The sequence below is a fragment of the Vibrio sp. VGrn 2 genome, assembly GCF_009361695.1.
Classification (GTDB): Bacteria; Pseudomonadota; Gammaproteobacteria; order Enterobacterales; family Vibrionaceae; genus Vibrio; species Vibrio diabolicus.
Map to the genome: position 1 here is coordinate 172236 of NZ_RBWD01000005.1, position 16991 is coordinate 189226.

A 16991-nucleotide genomic window follows, 5' to 3' on the forward strand; every position below is an offset into this window, starting at 1 on the left:
TCTCCTCAAGTAGCGAGAAGTGCGAATTTTTGTTGATACTCAGTGTCCGTCTCACACGTCTCTAAGTAGCTGTGGTGCAACATTAAAATTGACTGCACTATCTTTGTACCAATTCCTAATGCGCCACCGACGGCATCTTTATCAATTCGATTGACAAAAGTGAACAGGATTCGCGACTTATCCTCACTCAAATGCGCTCGACAATGCACTTCCGAGCCGGTTGGGCTGTGGCGTAAGGCATTTTCAAGCAGGTTCAATACCAACCGCTCTAAGAGTCCTTTATCACCCACAGTTTGAATCTCGCTATCGATATCCACTTTCAACACCACTTCTTTACGAGAAAACTGGCTCTGCATCGTCTCGGCACATTCTGCCATCAACGCGCCAAGATCTATGGGGCGGTATTCGTAGTTTGGCATTGGTTCCTCTTTACGCGCGGCGTCTAATAAAGAATGCAATTGAGTTGAGAGCTTCTCACAATTTCGGAACGCGACATCAATCAGCGGATCGGATCCCGGATGCTGCAAACGCCACGTTTCCAGATAGCCAAGCACGCTCGATAACGGCGTTTTTAAGTCATGACTGAGCTGCAATAAGCTTTGACGGCGATGAGAAGACTGATACTCCAACTGTAAAAACTGCTGCTGAATGTGCTTCGCCATCATCTGATAAGAGTGCGCAATCGGCACGAGCTCCGGCACTTGGTAAGTAAAGTCAGGTTGCAGGTGAAAATCATGTTCGGCTTGCTGTTGAAGTTGCTTGGTCACACGCTCAATCGGGTTCAACAGGCTACGTTTGACCAGCACATAAGCCCCGAGAGCAAAGCCTAAAATGGACACTAAGACCAATCCTGCCAGCGCGATGTAAGGCGTATCGACTTGCGCATTGGCAATGGCGTCATGTCGGGTACTGCCAATCACCACATAAAGATAACCGACCGTAGAGCCTAATTCCTCTATCGCCGCAACAGAAAACACTTTGTGTTCACCGCGATTACGAGGATCTTCGCCTAAGATGGGAAGCGGTTCGTTGTTTAAGAATTGCTGAATGGGGTTCAGATCCACCGAGTCCATAAGCTTTGCACCATCTGGCGCAGCATGGGTGGTGATATTGCCTTGGCTATCGAGGAAATAGATTTCAAAATCAGGGCCGATCAGCATGAGCGTATGAAAGATCGACTTAAGCGCTTTCGGGTTGTAATCCGTCCCGATCATCAGCGGATTATCGTCACGCATGTGGCTGGCTAGTTCTTTATGCAGGCTTTGCTTAGTGCGTAACTCAATGGTTTCTTTTTGCCAATTGTAAGTCAGTGCAATCACCACCGCCGCGAGGCAGAACCACAAGCTGGTAAATACCACTAAGCGAGATTTGAAGCTCATCCTATCGCCTCCTTAAACAGCGATGTTTTTGAAACAACCGTAATGATTGAACAATGATGGTGAAACAACTGCCGACTTACTGTCTTGCATTAGTGCCTTGGTTGAAACTTATACCCAACACCCCACACGGTTTGGATGAAGTGATGATCTGAATCAGACAAAGACAATTTGCTGCGTAAACGGTTAATGGTGCTACACACCGTGTGGTGATAACCAGAATGACTGGTGTTCCATACGTGATCGAGCAATTCATCTTTACTGTAGACTCTGCCCGGACGAGTCGCGAGAAACTGCAGCAAAGTAAACTCTGTCGCGGTAAGAGTGACATTCTTGTCGTTTAGGGATACTTGGTGCAACTCCGGAATGATTCTTAGCGGACCAAAGTCCATCGCTTCGTCGAGGACTTCATTTGCTACTTTGGCCTCTGCGGTTTGACTGACTCGGCGCAGCACGTTACGTACTCGCGCTTGGAACTCTAATACGCTAAATGGCTTAGTGATGTAGTCATCAACGCCCGCTTCTAAACCGTCAACCTTGTCCATTTCACCGTCTCTTGCTGTCAACATAAGCACTGGGCTCCAATCTTGTTGCTGACGCAAATAATGGCAGATGTCTAGGCCATCACCACCTGGCAACCCTCGGTCAAGGATCAATAAATCAAAGGGGTGTTGCTGATATTGCGCTTTAGCATCGGCGACATTTGTGGCTCGCGACACTTGGTGTCCTTGAAACTTAAGATGCATCTGAACCAGTTCTGCCAAATCATCGTCATCTTCCACCAACAAGATGTTCGCGACTAAATTGATTGCCTGTTGTTCCATGGTCCTTTCCTTGCCTTCGAGTATCCTCACTTTGCACATGACCGGAACAAATTAGAAATTCTTTCAAAAAAGGTTCCGATGACGCCATGAGGGATAAAGCGCTCGGCTACAAGCGCTTTGGAAAGGAGACGTCATCGGAGCCTGTGTTACTCGACTCGAGTGATGGTGACTTTCGCACCTGGGTTCAGGAAACGATGGTTCGCAGAGAGTGCTGAGTTTGCTAATCCATCATCTTGGCTAACTACCCCCGCATGGAAGGCAACAACGTCATTACTGTCATTACGAGCGGCATTGAAGCCCTCACCGCCACCTGCTGGGCCCGGAATGGTTGCGGCAAGTTCATCGTTCAGTTCCGTGCCAGAATCCCAAACGTTCATGCTCATTTCATAGCTTTCACCTACTGCGAGCGATTTGAGCGATAGCCCCGTTTCGCCAACAAAGGCATCGTTGGTATTCACAAACATAGACGCCACAGACAAGTAACCGTAACGACGAGGGTCGACTGTGATGGTGACTTCGTCCGATGCACCCGGCAACACCAGTCCATTGCCCGAAATACCTTGGTAAACACTGTCATTGCTGTTCATCAACTCAATCAGCTCGGCGTTACTACCGCCTTCGGCAAGATGCTCAAGTTCAACAGATGCAGCTTGGCCAATTTCAAACAATTGGTAGTCACCATTGTGAGTGAGTACCGCAAGCGGAGACATAGGTTGATTCGCAGTCAAGTTAGCCACGTTGACGGTGTAGCGGTACGATTTCACTACGTCGTTATCATCATCGCTTGGACAACCGGCGAGCAAGCCGACTGAAGCTGCTACTAGTAAGATTCTGTATTTCATACATCCCCCTTACTTCACAACGATTGTGATGGTTGCGACTGGGTTTAACCAACGATGGCTGCTGCTGTCTAGGTCACTGATGCCGCCAGTTGGGTCGCTATCACCAAGGTTACCCGGATGCACGTGAACTTTATCGTTAGTTACCGTTGCTTCAACGCCTGTGCCGCCAGTACCAAAGGTAATGAAAGGTGGGTTTGGCATGCTAGACGCAAGTTCATCGTTCGCTTCTGTACCGGCATCGTAACTTCTTAGGGTTGCTCGGTATGTACCCGCTTCCGTTGGAATCTTCCAACTATCCAGACCGACGAAACCGTCATTGGTTGGCAGCAACATCGCGCTCAGAGAAAGATAACCGTGGTCGCCACTGTCTAAGGTGAAGGTGGTTGCAACACCCGGATTCAAAATACCACCAGCAGGATTCTCAACCACCGCACCACCAGCGTTACCAATCACACTAGCAAGACCAGAGATATCACCACCTTCTGCCATTGCTTCTAGTTCTGGCGTTGCAGCTTGACCCGTTCTGAACATTTGAAGATCAGAGCCATGTGCAGCAACAATAAGTGGCGTAAAGTAGATGCCTTTGGTTGCGTTTGTCACGGTGATTTCCAATTCCGCCGCATTCACTGATGCAGAGCCTAGTGCCATAGCTACTGAAGTCATGACGAGTCCGAGTTGGGTACGTTTTTTCATTGTGATTCCATCCTTTAATGAGGGTTGAACTACCCAAGCCCATGTGTACGGCTTTACTTCTTTGTTCGTGACTTGAGTAGGTTAAGCATTACGTTTCGAACGTTTTGCGTTCTTACCTCTAAGAATGACGAGCAAATCTATCAGTAACTTCATCGAATTCTCATAAAATTCTCACAAGTTCTTTTCGAATTCTGCCAGCAGCACTTTTTTATTTATACTCAAGTAACCTCGAGATGCTTGGCTCAGCGAGAATGACTTGGTTTGAAGGCGAGGCAACAATTTGAAGATCTAGTGGTTCTAAATCGAAAATTGTTAACGAAGCATGCGAACCAAGGCAACTCGCCCTTCGGGAGCGTGTCACTGAAGCAATTTCTTCGTCAAACAACTTGGAAAGAGCTCGCTATTCCGCTTCGTTGTTTTCCTTGAACTTGAATCAGTGATAACGCTCTGAACCATGTATCTTGAAGTCACTTGAGTATATCCAGGTATTTACACTTCTCGCTTTCCCCTCCTACAATGCGGTATTCTCTGTTTAAATCACGATTCTCACCATGATTCATAACGTTCTGTCTGCCTACTATGGCGAAATCTACGGCATCGCTTTTTTCAACCATTACTTGAGCCATTACGCCCAAAGTGAACAACAAACACTGTGGCAAACCTTGATTGAAGTGGAAGAGCTCACCGCAGAAAAGCTCAGACCTGTACTGCTGACAAATGGCATGGATATCGAAAGTCGACACCAAGAGATGCTGGATAAAGGCTTGGCAGATGCAACCAAATGGATTGGTTTACCATGGCAAGAGTTGGTGGCGACTCTTCTGAAATGGGTGGAGTCTTATGAGGTGAAGTATCGAGAGTGGCATGAAGAAGTGAAAGCTTCACAGCAGTATTCAACCGCTGAGCGAGAAGCTATCGAGTTGATTGCAGACCACGAAACGGCCATTTATCACTGTTGGCAGCAATACCATACTGGTGAATCTGGCTTGCCTGCCCTGAATGTCTTTTTAGCAAAATATCGCTAAAGCGAGAAGGTGACACTTGAACCGAACAAAACCGTACCAGACAATATCGTTATTCCGCTGCGCAGAACTGAACAAATATGGTTAACCCAAAACTCATTGCCCTACTCCCTGATCTTGCTTCGTTTATCTTAGTGGTAAACGAGGGCAGTTTTACCGCTGCAGCCAAACAACTCGGCGTGACGCCATCGGCTTTAAGTAAGTTGATCACACGGTTAGAACAAGCCCTCTCAGTGAAACTGTTTGAGCGAACGACTCGCAAGTTGATCATCACTCAAGCCGGGCAAAAGGTTTACGACCAAAGTATCGCAATGGTGAATGCCGCGCAGCAAGCCGTTGAGTTATCTGCAGAAGATCATGCCGAGCCAACAGGCGCACTCACAGTGGCAGCCCCTGAAGCATTTCTTAATTCGGTGCTTCAACCGTTTGTGTTGCCATTCCTAGAACGTTATCCAAATATTCAGCTTAAGCTGCGTGCAGCAGATGGTGAGATTGATCTGTTCCGCCAAGGTATTGATGTCGCATTTAAGCTCACCGACAAACCCGATGAGAATCTGGTACTCAAAGAGATCAGCAAGACCAACCTTGTTTTGTGTGCCTCTCCAGATTACCTCACCAAACACGGTATGCCTGAACACCCAACCGAGCTTGAGCAGCACGACTGTATTTACCTTGCCGAGAACGACAAAGACAACATCTGGTCATTCTTTAAAGAGGAAGCTTTCCACTCCATTGCAGTAAGTGGACGCTACGCCGTCAACCATTCTCAAATGCGCTTGAACGGGGTTAAGTCTGGCTTGGGAATTGGGATCTTCCATGACTTCGTGATCAAAGACGCGTTAGAGCAAGGAGAAGTGGTGGAGGTATTGCCGGATTGGATGATCAAGAGTAACTACCACGGCGCTATCGCGATGCAGTATGCGCAAACCAAATACATGCCTGCTCGTCTGCGCGTGTTTATCGACTTCGTTAAGGAGCATTTAGTCTCCGAGGACACTAACCATGCTTGAAGAGGCTAACCATGTTTAATGCCATTCATCACGTCGCGATCATTTGCAGTGATTATCCAAGGTCAAAACGCTTTTACACCGAATTGTTAGGGCTAAAAGTCATTGCTGAAAATTATCGTGAAGCCAGAGACTCCTACAAGCTTGACCTCGCTTTACCTGACGGTAGCCAAGTTGAACTATTTAGCTTTCCGGACGCACCAGAGAGACCGAGCTTTCCTGAAGCTCAGGGGTTACGCCACCTTGCTTTTCAAGTGGATGATGTCGAGCATGTTAAAGAATATTTAGAGGCGAGAGAAATTGAGGTAGAGCCCATTCGCATCGATGAATTTACAGGCAAAGCGTTTACCTTTTTCAAAGATCCAGATGGCTTGCCGCTAGAAGTTTATCAACGCTAACTTTGGTGGGGCACGAGGAACTGGCGTTTCAAATCGTACACTTAGAGCCAAAAAAGTGTAGCTTTCAGAAATGACCAAGCTCAGTTGTGGAAGTATTGGTGTAGTTGGAAGTGAATCATGATGAAAAGTCGAAAAGTGACTAAAAGGACAAGGTTTGCCTTTATGGCTGACGGCATTGTCACTTTCTTCGATTTGAACCAATTCAAAACCATTAAGCGTACATAGCGTCGCCCACACGCCCATGCTGTTACCATGAGCATTGATAACAGGCATCAGCGTCACTAGCACCCAACTTAGAGCACTAGCAAATAGCATGGAGCGATAAAAAGGAATTAATCTACGCATAACGGTGACTTAACAAATTTAATTCAGCGTAACTAATTCTGAGTGCTAGCTCAAAAACAGGATCAATAAGTGGTTGCCACCTCACAGCTTTTCTTCAATAACGCAATTGACAGACACAAAAAAGCCCACCAAAACGGCAGGCTATTTTCATATTCTATTGTCAGCTTTTATCGCGATTAGCCGAACAGCTTACTCCAAATACTTGGGTTACGCTTGTCATGGTATTCTTCACGTAGGCTATCAATTTCACGTAATTGTGCTTTCGCATCTTGTAGGTTACCAGCGTCTAAGTCTGCTTCAATCTTGTCTAACGTTACCGTTAGTTTATTAAAGCCTTCTAAGTAGGTATCGAATTTCTCTGGTGGATAGTTACCGCGCTTAGATTGCTCGACGATTGCTTGCAAGCTATCAATTGCAGACTTCATGGTTTCAACATCCGACGCTTCTGCCGCCTGTTTGAATTCCATCTTCATCTGCTTCATGTTTTGTTTTAAATCAACCGCTTCCGCCATTGCGTATGTTGAGCCAAACGCAATCGCACACCCTAGGACTAAAGGACGTAACATTTTCACTTCTCCATTTATAGTGCCGAATTCTGTGTCGGCTTTATTTACCCAAATAACCCACGCCATAAAAGGCGACAAACTAGCTTAGTTGAGTATTTCCGGGTCGCAGTGTAAAGCAATCTTACGCCAGGTGCATACCTAAAATGTAATCAAGTTTATGCGTTGCGAATGTCGTCATACTCTGGAATTGGCTTACGGCCTCTCAGAGCTAAGAAAGACAAAAACTGCTGAGCGGTGTGAGTAATCACTTTTTTGCTATCGATACCCACTTTATCCATTAGCTCTCCAACCAAATCCAGATTACCAACATCATGGCAGAAATGTGCATCACTTCCTGTTGTGAAGAAGACACCGAGATCTTTACCGATTTGTGCAATCTCGTGGCAACGGTCTACGCTACCCACTCGGCTATTCCCTTTTAGCGTGGTGTTATTGATTTCAATCGCAACATTATGCTCTTTCGCGCACGCTAAAACGGCCTGAAAATCAAAGTCGAAATTTGGATTCCCAAGATGGCCAAGCGCATCAATACGACCGTTTTGAATCACATTAATGAGTGCTTCCGTATGAGTTTCTTTGTTTGCAGGACGAAAAACAGGTTCATGGAAACTTGCAATAACCCAATCTAGGTTACGATCGACACTCAGCGGAATATCGATGTCGCCTTCGGTATTAAGAATGTTGGATTCCACACCCCGAATGATCGCGATACCGTCTAAAAATCGAGGCAGGATTTTTTGGTTGGAGAAAAACCAGTAATGCGGCGCGCCCGGCATTGATTCTGCGTGATCGGTCGTACAGAACATATCCAAGCCGTTCTCTTTCGCCAATTTTGCATTTTCAATCAAGGTGCTGTACGCATGACCACTGGCGTACGTATGTGTATGGGTATCAACTTTAAATTCCATCATCCACTCTCTTGGTGCGCTATCTTGCGTGCTATTGTATACCTACACGTGACGTACCGTCAGCCCAAGATGAGTATCAGACTTAAGCTTGCTCCTCACTGATGGCTTTTATTAGGGGCAACGCTTTTCCCCATCCGTGATTAAACATAGAAACAAAGTCGCTGTGCGTATGAATGGTGACATTGAGTAACAAACGATCACTGTTGGTGTCGATCTGATAGATCTCTCGTGATCCAATCCACTTAGATGCTAAATCTCCATCCAGTTGCTGCCTATTATCCGGATTAAAAATGGCAATGTGATGAAATTCAAGGCGTTGTTGCGGTTGCACGATATCGATAGTCGCTCGCGTTCCGCCCATATCGGGATCAAAAAAAGTGATGTCTTGCCCTTCTTCCCATATCCCATCAAATTGAGACTGGGGTGAGAAAGCCTGTGCCCAGCGTTTGTATAACTCAGCATCGGTTAGCACTTCCCACACCCGTTGCGGTGTAGCCGAAATCTCAACGTAATAATTTAGCGTAAGCATTATTTCTCTCCCTGAACCTTTCTTGACGCTAGTTCATTGTCAGAAAAAATCAAACCTCACCTCTGATTTGCCTTATTTAATCCTCTATTTTCCGACAGGCTAAGAAGTTCTCGCTTGTAACCTACCACCACGATGCGCCGTAAAGCGAACCCAACATGTGTTCAGTATGGTTGCGAGCACGATTAAACTCATCCCGATAATTTGGCTTTGACTCATTCGGTCATCGAAAAACGCACTCTGCCAAACCGCGGTGAACAGTAGGTTAGTAAAAATAAGTGGTGCAAGTTGAGAGCCGCTGCTTGCCAGTTGATACGCTTTGGAGCGGAAAACTTGGGTGTTAATGATCATCAGGGACATCACACCGAGCCACAGCATATTAGAAGAAACAGTAGATTCCATCACATTGGCTTTGAGGAAAACATCGATGTCGTTAAACAACGTTAGCGGTAACAGAAATACGGCAGCAAACCCAAACGCCCAAAAGTTGATTTCTAATGGCGACATATCAGTTTTACTCACTTTATATAGCGTAAGCTGAGAGCCGGAATTGAAGAGTCCACCAGCTAGACCGAGTAATAAATCCGAGCGCCAAGTAAACTCCCCACCAACTCCCGCCAACATAACCACTCCAGTAAACGCCATTGCTAAAGCCGCCAATGTTGAAACGCGAATGTGGCCTCCCATAAACAGCTTTTCAACCAAAGGAATAAATAATGGGCCAGTGGCAAACAATACCACCCCTTCTACCAGCGTTAACGTTTGTAGTGACGCGATGAAACACAACTGTGATAAGCCGATACAGAAGGCGCGAAGCAAAATCGGTTTTAACGTCCCCGCTTTAGGAAAGGTAAGATTTTTGAAACGAAGTAAGACAAGCAAAATAAGTGCAGGAGCCAAAAAGCGTAAGAAACTAAACAGTGTGACGGAAAGTTCACCTGTCAGCTGCTTTGCTAACAACCCAGTAACAGATAAGCTTAACGTAGACATCAGCATGAAAAGGATAGATTTATTTACTGCATTCATTCGATACTCCTTAATATGTGGAGTATTTTATGAGATATCACTTATTGTAAATAGCGAGTAATATTAACCATTAATGTAAGAAAAACTTACAGGTTAACTTATCTCTCATCATGTTACGGTTTCTAAAATATGCGTAAATTAGTCCCTCTAAAATCCATCTATGCATTTGTCGCTGTGGCGGAATCTGGCAGCATGACAGAAGCAGCGCAGATATTAAGTGTGAGTCATTCGGCGGTGAGTCAGGCGATAAAATCACTGGAGACTCAGGTCAACAAACCTCTGTTTGATCGCGTAGGCAGACAAGTTCAACTTAATGCTGACGGTAAAAAATATTATCGAAAGGTTGCGCCAGCTTTAGAACAAATTGTCGATGCCACAGAAGCGCTAATCCAAGACCAAAACTTGCAACGTATTACGCTTAATATGGTGAATTCCTTGGCGCTGCATTGGTGGATTCCGCGAATGTCGAGTTTGCAGGACTTTGCTCCGCAATTAGACGTTCGTTTATCCAACCTGTCTGGCAGGTTTAATCTAGAACAAGAAGGCATCGACGCAGCACTCGTGCATGGAAACACCGAGGAATGGCAAGATTATTACTGTGAAAAGCTCAGTGAAGATGAACTGGTTTTGGTGTGTAGCCCTGAATTGATAGCTAAGACGAATGACTCAAATATCGCTCAACTGTTAAAGCAGTATCCCATCATTGAAGTCACTAACGAACGAAGAAAAAATGACTGGAACGTGTGGCAGAATGCGACTGGCATCCTGCGACCTAAAAGCAAAAAACCAATCACTTTTAATATGTCGATACAAGCTGTCCAGGCCACAACTCGTCGTTTGGGGTTATTGGTCACTCATCGCTTGTTTGTGAAAGATGACATCAAATATGGCCAGTTAATCGAGCTGGGCGAACCCGTAATTAATCCTCATCAACAGCTTTACTTTGTATGCCCGCCACACAAGCTAAAGCTGGAATCGTTTCACCTTCTGCGCTCGTGGTTGCAACAATCATTCAATTAAAGAAACCTTTTGTTAAGCACATTCATTGAAAAATTAGTATAAAGTTAGAAAGAGCACTTTTCATCCAAGGATGGTTTATGAAGCGGTATCAAATATGGTTAAGCGTACTCTGCCTCGCAGTACCCATGAGTGCAGTCGCTGAAAGTGAAGACGCTCATTCAGAGCAAGGCATCTCAACGGCAATCATAGGCGGCCAGCAAGCCACTCAAAATCAATTGCCATTTTTCGCACGACTCATTCTACACAAAGCTGGCGCTAATCAATTTGCCAACATCTGTGGCGGAACTGTTGTTAATGACCGCTTCATTTTAACCGCCGCTCACTGTGTAGAGCCGAGTGTTTTTTCTGACGGATGGACAATCAATGATCTGCGAGTCTTAGTAAAAAACCCGACAATGAACGATGTGTTTGTTGAGGAATTCAAAGATGTTCGCTCTATCACTATTCATCCAAATTACGAGCCTAGTGATTTATGGATTAATGATATCGCCGTACTTGAACTTACCCACCCGATCACCGACAACGTTCAATCCATTACGTTGCCGCAAGATTTTGGTGATTACAGCAGCCAATCGGTTTATCAGATATTCGGTTTAGGGCAAACCTCGACCAACGATGAAAGTGGACCAAATTATTTGCGATGGGCGGAAGTAAAACCACTCACTGATGCGCAATGTGCTTCTTTAGTGACAGGGTTTAATGCTCAAGAAAGCTTATGTGCCAATGGGTTCCCTGAGCGCAGTTATACCGGTATTTGCAGCGGTGACTCTGGTGGCCCTCTCACCTATCAAGACAATAACGGAATGTATCAACAAATCGGTATTGTGAGCTATGGTTCTTCTGTTTGTGAATCCGCTGCGATTCCGAGTGTGTTTACTGAGGTTCTAAATTACACAACATGGATTGAAGCCCAAACCAGTTCGGGAGTGAAGACTCGTTACAATGCCCTCTTAGCAAGCACAGAAGATTATCATAGTGAAGGTGATTCCGGCTTTGAACCAGAAGATACCAACACATCTGGCTTTGAGGATAATGGCAGTAGTGGTGGCGCACTTGGCGCAGGGATGATCATACTTGGAGGCTGGTTTGGTTGGCTAAGACGCCGCAGAAATTATTCGCGCTCCAAAGAGCTTCGATAAGACATCATAATATCTTGCGCTTAACACGAGAGTTGATGATGTCTTCTATTATTTTTTGCTCTTTTTTCGCTTTTTCATAATTTTGCTTAGTACGCCATCGTTCGAGCACTTTTTCTAACCCTTGAACACGAGCGTGTTTGTGCTCTAGCGTTTTTTGTACAGACGCACATTCCGCTTGCATGACGGCTTGTTCATGCTCATGGTGGCGAAGCATTTTTTGCAGCATTTGATCGACACGATTAAAGTTCATCAGCGCTGCGCTTGTCAGTGTTGGAACAGTTCTGGTTGATTGTCCCGCATGGCCTTTCAATGCTGACAATTGTTCCAACTGCATTGAAAGATGGGAGTGACGTTGACGCATGGCATCAAGTTGTTGACCCACACGATCACGTTGCTTTTCTTCCATTTGTTGCAGCTTACCCACTGCTTTTAACTTGGATTTCATCTCAACGATACCACTCCCATTTGGTTAAGCACTTTGAAAAAGCTGCGCGAGCTCGGTCAAACTGGTTGGGTAATCCACTGACTCATTGGCGGCTTGTTGTAAATACGCACGTAAGTTTGGATACATAGCAACAGATTGATCTAATTCAGGATCTTGCCCCGGTTGATAGCCTCCTAACGGCAGCAGTTCTTTCACCTGAAGATAGTTGGAGTACATCTGGCGGAAATTATTCGCGATCGTGCTATGCGCCTCCTGTGTACAGGTGTTCATACAACGGCTGATAGACGCATTAATATCAATGGCAGGATAGTGCCCTTGCTCGGCAAGTTGACGCGATAATACAACATGCCCATCTAAGATAGCACGCGCAGAATCCACGACAGGATCTTGCTGGTCGTCCCCTTCCGCCAACACGGTATAAATTGCGGTTAGGCTACCGTGCTGATTTTCACTGTTGCCCGCACGCTCAAGGAGTTGCGGTAACACGCTGAAGACAGAGGGCGGATAACCGCGAGATGCCGGAGGCTCGCCAAGCGAAAGAGCGATTTCACGCTGTGCCATGGCGTATCGAGTGAGAGAATCCATCAACAACAGAACATCTTTGCCTTGATCTCGAAAATACTCGGAAACGCGATGACAAAGCAGTGTCGCTCTTAACCTCATCAGCGGGGATTCATCAGCAGGAGCTGCGATGATAATCGCCTTCTTGCGCGCCTCTGGGGTTAAGTTTCGTTCGATGAACTCGCGTACCTCTCGGCCTCGCTCACCAATAAGACCGACCACAATCACATCGGCTTCGGTGTTTTTGGTGATCATCCCCATTAAAACACTTTTCCCGACACCACTGCCCGCCATTAAGCCAATGCGTTGCCCTTTTCCGACGGTCAAGAGTCCATTGATTGCGCGCACCCCAACGTTGAGTGGGGTATCAACAGGACGTCGCTTCAATGGGTTAATCGGTTTTGGTTCAAGTGAAACACGATCTCCCCCTTTAAGCGGTGCCCCGTCATCCAACGGCTCACCTAAACCATTCAGCACTCGCCCTAACCACTGAGCACTTAACTGCACGGTACTGTCACCGTCCAGAGGAATGACTTTCGCACCAGCAAATAAGCCACCTAAGCGCCGAATAGGCATTAGGTAAGCAATAGTGTGCTCAAAGCCCACCACTTGCGCTTCGATCATGTCGCCTTCTGCGGTTTCTACGAGACAGCGCTGCTCCAGTTTAAACCGGCACCCAACGGCTTGTAACATTAAGCCGTTTACTTTAATCAAGCGCCCTGTCACGCGAGCAACAGGGATTGAATCGAGCGAAGCCAATGCTTCGCTCAAACGCTCACTCAATAGCTCATGGCTTAAGGTATTACTCATGCTCTGATTCTACCTGCGGAATACTAACTTCATCCAAAAGGTGTTGTTTTACATTGTCCATACAGGCTTCTAAACGAGAGTCGCAACTTGCATCCGCCTCTGCATCATCGGTCACTAGTTGGCAGCCACCAATCGGAAGTTCCGTATTAGCCACCAGTTTCCAAGATTGTGGCAGATCAGCATTAATGTGAGTAATTCGTTCTAAATCCTGCGGATTTAAATGCACGGTTACGGTTTCCGCTTTGCCAGGCATGGAAGACAATGTCTCATCCACCAAAGCAAGGATCTGTTGAGGCATTAAAGTGAGCTCAGCACGAATCACTTGCTGAGCCACTTTTTGTACCAGCTCACAAATCATATGACGTTGCTGTTGCTCTTTTTCGTCTTGCCAACGAGACAGCGCATGAAAGAGCTCGTTCACGGGTTTCGCCGCCTCTAGAAAACTCTGTTTTCCCGACTGCTCACCAGACACAAAGCCTTTTTGGAAGCCTTCTTTTTGCCCATCTAGCAGACCTTGTTGCTTACCCTGCTCGATACCTTGACGTAAGCCTTCCTCATGCCCTTGCTGTAAACCTTGTTGAAAACCGGCTTCAAGCTGTTGTTGAATATCAACTTGCGGCTCTTGCCAACCCTGGTTATCTAGCCCGAATTCGTCTTCTATAGCCTTAGGCTGCGCCAAAGGCGGAAAACGGTGCAAACGGTATCCACTCGGCGGCAGTCGCATCGTACTTGATTTTGTCTCTACCATGACGTTACTCCACCGTTGGCTCTTCATAAAGAAGCAACTGAACTTCACCAGATTCATCCAACTCACGCACCATTTGCATGATGTCTTGACGCGCTTTTTGAACACGACTTAGCGCAACAGCCCCGCGCGCTTCCATATCGTCTTCCAGTGCTTTCACCATACGCTGAGGCATAGAACGTTTAATGGCTTGCTGTAACGTAATTTCTGAACCTTTGAGTGCAACTGCCCACAATTCTAGTGGGATCTGCTGCACCAGCATGTCCATGGTTTCTTCACGCTGACGACCAAGAACCATAAAGTCGAACATATTCTCTTCAATGGCATTAACGACATCTTCATCATGCAACTTCAGCATTTCCATCAACGACCCGCGATCACCTTCAAAGCGGTTAATGATGTCAGCAGCTTGCTTGACACCAGATAGCGGTGTGCTTTGGCTTGCAGATACTTTTTCAATGCAGCGCTCAACGAGCTCATGCAAATCAATAGCAACTTGATGATCGATGTCTTGCAGCTGAGCAATTCGGAACAAGATTTCGTCATGGTAATCTTGTGGCAGGTGCTTCAACACCGCTGAAGAGCTATCGGCTGGCAAATAGGCAAGAAAAATCGCTTGCATTTGCGGGTGCTCATTCACAATGAAACGAGCAAGCGTTTCTGCTTCTACCCACTGTAAGCGCTGCATATTGTTGCGAATTTCATCACCATACAGCGTATTCAGCAGCCCTTTTGCCAAATCATTACCCAATGCTTTACGTAGCGTATTAGACAAATATTCTTTAGAAGCTCCACGAATGCCACTGTGCTCACGAAAGTCTTCAAAGAAAGTTTGAATAACGCCGCGAGCGGAATCGCTCTTAATGCCATTCAACTTCGCCATTGCACGAGTCACCCGCTGGGTTTCATCACGGCTAAAGTGCTGTAAAACCTTCGCAGCGGCATCCTCGCCCATGCCTAATAGCACGAGCGCGGTTTGTTCTACATAACTAAGCGTCTGCTTTGATGGAACTGTGTTCATTGATGTTTACCCATTGTTTCAGTATTTCGGCTACGCGCTCTGGCTCTTCATTGGCAATAAGCTGTAGGTGTTTCAATTGAATCTCTAGTGGCGAACCGGCTGGAGGCAGCATGTCGCTGTTTACATCTAAGCCGGAAGAGGCTGAGATACCTTTTTCTGATAGACGACGATCAAGCACTTCTTCATGCTCACGCTCTTCACGCGTTTGCAGGTTGTCATAATCAGGCTCTTCTTGCGGCTCTGCAAAGTCTAACTCTGGTACTGGCTTATCAACGCCTGTGAGGTGCATGATCAATGGGCGTAGTACGAAGAAGATCATCGCCAAGCCTAACAAACCACCGATAACGTAACGTATTGGCTGCTGTACTGTAGGGTCTTGCCACCACGGCAGCGCAGGAGGCGCATCAATTTCAATTGGAGTGAAGTTGAAACTCATCAAGCTTAAGCTGTCACCTCGTGCCGCAGAAATACCGACAGCATCCATGATCATATTTGAAATCTGCTCTTTATCTGCTTCACTCCAAGCAACACCATCCGGAGAGGCTTTCGAGTTCAACAGTACCGACACGCTCATTTTCTCAATTTGACCTTGTTGGTATTGAGTACGACGAACACTACTCCCCACTGCATACTGACGGTTTACTTCAGAGCGTGCGTTGGTGTTTTGGCTATCGTTCGTTTCTACTTCTTCACCAGTTACCGGCGGTTGGTTGCTTAGAGAACCTGGTACGCCTAGCGCGATTTGGTCAACTGAGTTGTTGTGAATGGTGTGCTCGTTACGTACGACAGGTGCGTTATCCAAAATCTCTTGCGTTTCTTCAACTTGGCTAAAGTCCATATCAGCAGCGACCTGCACACGGAAGTTACTCGGACCCACAATTGGCGTAAGCATGTCTGCTGCGCGTTGAATGATCTGCTTCTCAACGTTCTTTTGATATTCAAGGTATTTTGCATTGACTTTACCTGCTTCCGCCGAAGCAACATCTGCACTGAGTAAACGGCCATATTGGTCGATAACAGATACAAATTCAGGCTTCATCGCCGTCACGCTACCAACCACTAGGTTGATGATTGCTTCAACTTGCTCAGACTTGAGGTCTTCGCCAGGTTTCAGCTCAAGCATCACTGACGCTGAAGGGTTCTCGCTGTTTTGACGAACAAATAAGGTTTGACGAGGAATAGCTAAGTGAACACGCGCATTCGCCACTGAATTCAGAGACATGATAGTGCGTACTAACTCACCTTCTAAACCATGACGGTAACGCGCCGTTTCCATAAATTGGCTTGTACCGAGAGAGCTGTCTTCTTTAAGCGAATCCAAACCTGTCGGCAGTTTGGCTTTAACACCTTTTGACGCAAGCAACATGCGAACTTTCGCAACTTCGCCTTCTGGCACAAGAACTTGGCCATTTTGCTCTTGCATACGGTAGCTCACACCTTCACTTTCTAATACCGAGACAATCTCTCCGATATCAAAACGTTCTTGTTGGCTATACAGTGGACGAAAGCTTTGTGAGGAACTCCAAAGAGCGACCACAATGATTGCCGCAACAATTGCAGCGAGTACGGCAGATAACACTAGATTTCTCTGGCTACTCGACCAGATTTGCTTCAGCTTGGTTGTTACATCGTCCATGCTATTCGCAGTAGAAAATGTCTGTGCTGAGCCGGAGGTCATGGCTGTATTTCCGGCGACTTGTGGGGTTAGTTCTGACAT

Annotated in this window: 19 protein-coding genes; 5 read left to right on the top strand and 14 right to left on the bottom strand. The window is 46.3% G+C overall.

What is annotated here, in order from left to right; all coding sequences use genetic code 11:
• Nucleotides 1-5: 5 nt before the first annotated feature.
• The 4 genes from D8S93_RS11050 to D8S93_RS11065 all read right to left on the bottom strand — a co-directional run bounded on the left by D8S93_RS11050 (nucleotide 6) and on the right by D8S93_RS11065 (nucleotide 3735).
• On the bottom strand, nucleotides 6-1379 hold the full coding sequence (locus D8S93_RS11050) for a sensor histidine kinase (RefSeq protein ID WP_152813184.1): 1374 nt from the start codon (nucleotides 1377-1379) through the stop codon (nucleotides 6-8).
• Nucleotides 1380-1468: 89 nt separating this feature from the next.
• Complete coding sequence (locus tag D8S93_RS11055) at nucleotides 1469-2200, bottom strand: response regulator transcription factor (RefSeq protein WP_193621600.1); 732 nt, start codon at nucleotides 2198-2200, stop codon at nucleotides 1469-1471.
• Between the two features lie 146 nt (nucleotides 2201-2346).
• Nucleotides 2347-3042, bottom strand: a complete 696-nt coding sequence (locus tag D8S93_RS11060) for a spondin domain-containing protein (protein WP_152813188.1) — start codon at nucleotides 3040-3042, stop codon at nucleotides 2347-2349.
• A gap of 9 nt (nucleotides 3043-3051) precedes the next feature.
• Entirely contained in the window at nucleotides 3052-3735 is a 684-nt protein-coding gene (locus D8S93_RS11065; RefSeq protein WP_005384002.1) for a spondin domain-containing protein, read from the bottom strand.
• A 551-nt stretch (nucleotides 3736-4286) separates the two neighbouring features.
• Here D8S93_RS11065 and D8S93_RS11070 point away from each other — a divergent pair.
• The 3 genes from D8S93_RS11070 (at nucleotide 4287) to D8S93_RS11080 (ending at nucleotide 6162) form a co-directional block, all read left to right on the top strand.
• Entirely contained in the window at nucleotides 4287-4760 is a 474-nt protein-coding gene (locus D8S93_RS11070) for a hypothetical protein (protein WP_152813190.1), read from the top strand.
• A 77-nt stretch (nucleotides 4761-4837) separates the two neighbouring features.
• The gene (locus tag D8S93_RS11075; RefSeq protein ID WP_042601221.1) at nucleotides 4838-5767 is read left to right on the top strand and encodes a LysR family transcriptional regulator; all 930 of its coding nucleotides are present in this window, start codon (nucleotides 4838-4840) and stop codon (nucleotides 5765-5767) included.
• 11 nt (nucleotides 5768-5778) lie between these two features.
• Complete coding sequence (locus D8S93_RS11080; RefSeq protein ID WP_074190384.1) at nucleotides 5779-6162, top strand: VOC family protein; 384 nt, start codon at nucleotides 5779-5781, stop codon at nucleotides 6160-6162.
• Here the strand turns inward: D8S93_RS11080 and D8S93_RS11085 are convergent.
• The 5 genes from D8S93_RS11085 to D8S93_RS11105 all read right to left on the bottom strand — a co-directional run bounded on the left by D8S93_RS11085 (nucleotide 6142) and on the right by D8S93_RS11105 (nucleotide 9533).
• Nucleotides 6142-6507, bottom strand: a complete 366-nt coding sequence (locus D8S93_RS11085) for a hypothetical protein (protein ID WP_080619260.1) — start codon at nucleotides 6505-6507, stop codon at nucleotides 6142-6144. The genes D8S93_RS11080 and D8S93_RS11085 overlap by 21 nt on opposite strands.
• Nucleotides 6508-6683: 176 nt before the next feature.
• The gene (locus D8S93_RS11090; RefSeq protein WP_005394852.1) at nucleotides 6684-7073 is read right to left on the bottom strand and encodes a cytochrome b562; all 390 of its coding nucleotides are present in this window, start codon (nucleotides 7071-7073) and stop codon (nucleotides 6684-6686) included.
• A gap of 155 nt (nucleotides 7074-7228) precedes the next feature.
• Nucleotides 7229-7981 (bottom strand): phosphatase, encoded by a 753-nt coding sequence (locus tag D8S93_RS11095; RefSeq protein WP_193621603.1) that lies wholly within the window; start codon nucleotides 7979-7981, stop codon nucleotides 7229-7231.
• Nucleotides 7982-8063: 82 nt separating this feature from the next.
• Nucleotides 8064-8510 carry an SRPBCC family protein gene (locus tag D8S93_RS11100; protein ID WP_047009601.1) on the bottom strand — a complete coding sequence of 149 codons (447 nt, stop codon included), beginning with the start codon at nucleotides 8508-8510 and terminating at the stop codon, nucleotides 8064-8066.
• 99 nt (nucleotides 8511-8609) lie between these two features.
• Nucleotides 8610-9533, bottom strand: a complete 924-nt coding sequence (locus D8S93_RS11105) for a DMT family transporter (protein WP_005394849.1) — start codon at nucleotides 9531-9533, stop codon at nucleotides 8610-8612.
• 129 nt (nucleotides 9534-9662) lie between these two features.
• Here D8S93_RS11105 and D8S93_RS11110 point away from each other — a divergent pair, with 129 nt between their 5' ends.
• Both D8S93_RS11110 and D8S93_RS11115 read left to right on the top strand, forming a co-directional pair.
• Nucleotides 9663-10553 (top strand): LysR substrate-binding domain-containing protein, encoded by an 891-nt coding sequence (locus tag D8S93_RS11110; RefSeq protein ID WP_046875754.1) that lies wholly within the window; start codon nucleotides 9663-9665, stop codon nucleotides 10551-10553.
• Nucleotides 10554-10678: 125 nt separating this feature from the next.
• The gene (locus D8S93_RS11115; RefSeq protein ID WP_227483972.1) at nucleotides 10679-11692 is read left to right on the top strand and encodes a S1 family peptidase; all 1014 of its coding nucleotides are present in this window, start codon (nucleotides 10679-10681) and stop codon (nucleotides 11690-11692) included.
• Between the two features lie 4 nt (nucleotides 11693-11696).
• On the opposite strand, the gene fliJ is transcribed toward D8S93_RS11115, so the two are convergent.
• Genes fliJ through fliF form a run of 5 tightly spaced genes read right to left on the bottom strand, consistent with a single transcriptional unit; the run spans nucleotide 11697 to nucleotide 16991 of the window.
• A complete protein-coding gene (gene fliJ / locus D8S93_RS11120) occupies nucleotides 11697-12137 on the bottom strand; it encodes a flagellar export protein FliJ (RefSeq protein WP_005394844.1) in 441 nt (146 codons plus the stop codon).
• A 24-nt stretch (nucleotides 12138-12161) separates the two neighbouring features.
• Nucleotides 12162-13508 (bottom strand): flagellar protein export ATPase FliI, encoded by a 1347-nt coding sequence (gene fliI / locus D8S93_RS11125; protein WP_152813196.1) that lies wholly within the window; start codon nucleotides 13506-13508, stop codon nucleotides 12162-12164.
• Complete coding sequence (gene fliH / locus D8S93_RS11130) at nucleotides 13501-14256, bottom strand: flagellar assembly protein FliH (protein WP_152813198.1); 756 nt, start codon at nucleotides 14254-14256, stop codon at nucleotides 13501-13503. The genes fliI and fliH overlap by 8 nt, the downstream gene beginning before the upstream one ends.
• Nucleotides 14257-14260: 4 nt before the next feature.
• Nucleotides 14261-15274, bottom strand: a complete 1014-nt coding sequence (locus D8S93_RS11135; protein WP_005394839.1) for a flagellar motor switch protein FliG — start codon at nucleotides 15272-15274, stop codon at nucleotides 14261-14263.
• A complete protein-coding gene (gene fliF / locus D8S93_RS11140) occupies nucleotides 15243-16991 on the bottom strand; it encodes a flagellar basal-body MS-ring/collar protein FliF (RefSeq protein ID WP_031780427.1) in 1749 nt (582 codons plus the stop codon). Before fliF ends, D8S93_RS11135 begins: the two co-directional genes overlap by 32 nt.